This window comes from Streptomyces lancefieldiae, assembly GCF_031845825.1.
GTDB lineage: Bacteria > Actinomycetota > Actinomycetes > Streptomycetales > Streptomycetaceae > Streptomyces > Streptomyces lancefieldiae.
Genome location: NZ_JAVRFH010000195.1, coordinates 1 through 1,804 on the forward strand (window position 1 = coordinate 1; position 1,804 = coordinate 1,804).

The following is a 1,804-nucleotide window of genomic DNA, read 5'->3' on the forward strand; positions in this document are numbered from 1 at the left end:
GACGCCGCCCGCGAGGCCTCCCTCGCCCGCACCGCCGGCCAGGCCCACCCACGCGCCGTGGCAGCGGCCCAGGCGGCGTTCGCCGAACGCAAGCTCCACTGCTCGAGCACGTCCGTGACCGTGGACACCTCCGGCTTCTCCGCCCCGCTCGGCGCGTACGGAGCGGTCACCGCACGCGTGCGGTGCACCGTCCAACTCGCCGACCTCGGCAGCGGGTTCGGCTCCAAGACCGTCGAGTCGTCCTTCACCTCCGTGATCGACAGGTACCGCCAGCGATGAGACTCCCGATGCGCCTTCACCCGCTCCGCGCCCGGCTGCGCGCCGATGACGGCTCCCTGTCGCTGTGGTGGATCCTCATGGTGATCCCCCTGCTGATCATGCTCGGGATCACCTACGACCTGGGCGGCAAACTGCGCGACATCGAGCACGCCGACGCGCTCGCTGCCGAAGCCGCCCGGGCCGGCGCGCAGGCCATCGACGAGAGCCAGGCCGTTCCCGGCGACGCCGTCGTCCTCGACCCGGGCAAGGCCGCAGCCGAGGCCCGCCGCTACCTGTCCGCCGCCGGCGTGGACGGCACCGTCACCGTCGCCGGCAACGGCACCACCATCACCGTCGACGTCACCACCCAACGCCCCACCGTCTTCCTGCAGATCCTCGGCCAGCCCTCGCTGGACGTCGAAGGCCACGCCTCGGCCGAGCTGCTCCACGGCGTCGGCGCCCCTGAGGAGTGAGACCTGCCATGACACCCCGCCGCTCCGGCAGCCTCGCCGCGAACCTCGCGCGCGGCCTGGCCAGCCTCCTGGCCCTGCTCGCCCTGCTGGCCGGGCTGCCCGCCCTGCTGTGGTTCCTCACCGGCGTGCTGCTCCCGCACGGGGTCTCCCTGGACGAGATCACCGCCCTGATGACGTCCCGCAACCTCGGTGCGCCGTTCTTCGCCGTGGTGATGGCCGGTGGGTGGGCCGGCTGGGCCGTATTCGCCGTGTGCACCCTGCTGGAGATCCCCGCGCAGCTGCGCGGCCGGCCGAGCCTGTCCATGCCGTCGCTGGGCGTTCAGCGGCTGGCCGCCACCCTGGTCGGCGGCGTCCTGCTCCTGCTGCCGGCCCAGGCCGCCATGGCCGCCCCGTCCCATACAGCCCCCGCACACGCTCCGTCGGTGACCGCCGCGGCGCCGCAGAGCGCGCCCGCCAGCGCCCCGCAGTCCGCCGCGTCCGCGTCCGCATCGAGCTACACCGTCCAGCCCCGCGACAGCCTCACGAAGATCGCGCTGCAGGAGCTCGGCGACGCCAACCGCTGGACGGAGATCGCGCAGGCCAACGACGGGCGCACCATGGTTGACGGCACGACATTCTCCGCCCGCGGTGTCCTGCAGCCGGGCTGGAAGCTGCTCATGCCCAAGGACTGGAAGCACACGCAGCCCCAGGACGCGCAGCACACCGAGGACGCCGGGCACCGCGAGCACACCGTACGTTCCGGCGAGACCCTCTCCCAGATCGCCGAGGACGAACTCGGCGACGCCGCGGACTACATGGACATCGCCCGCCTCAACCAGGGCAAGAAGCAGGCCGACGGCCGCACCTTCACCGACCCGGACGACATCCACCCCGGATGGCAACTGGCCCTGCCCCACACCGGCTCCCCCGCCCCGGACAAGCCCGCCGAGGAACAAGACGGCGACCACGACTCCCCCGCCGAGCAGGACGACAGCGCGAAGGACCCGTCCGACACGGCCCCGCCCGAGCAGCCCGCCGCCCCCGACCGCGACGCGGCCGGCTCCGACACCAACCGGGACACCATGCCCTCCACC

At 73.3% G+C, this 1,804-nt stretch carries 2 protein-coding genes and 1 pseudogene; all 3 read left to right on the plus strand.

What is annotated here, in order from left to right; all coding sequences use genetic code 11:
* A pseudogene (locus RM812_RS41510) lies at window positions 1–279 on the plus strand (pilus assembly protein); the annotation flags it as partial.
* An 8-nt stretch (window positions 280–287) separates the two neighbouring features.
* Window positions 288–731, plus strand: a complete 444-nt coding sequence (locus RM812_RS41515) for a pilus assembly protein TadG-related protein (protein ID WP_007490731.1) — start codon at window positions 288–290, stop codon at window positions 729–731.
* A gap of 8 nt (window positions 732–739) precedes the next feature.
* Window positions 740–1,804 (plus strand): LysM peptidoglycan-binding domain-containing protein (locus RM812_RS41520; RefSeq protein ID WP_311586112.1); only part of this gene is annotated, 1,065 nt, incomplete at its 3' end.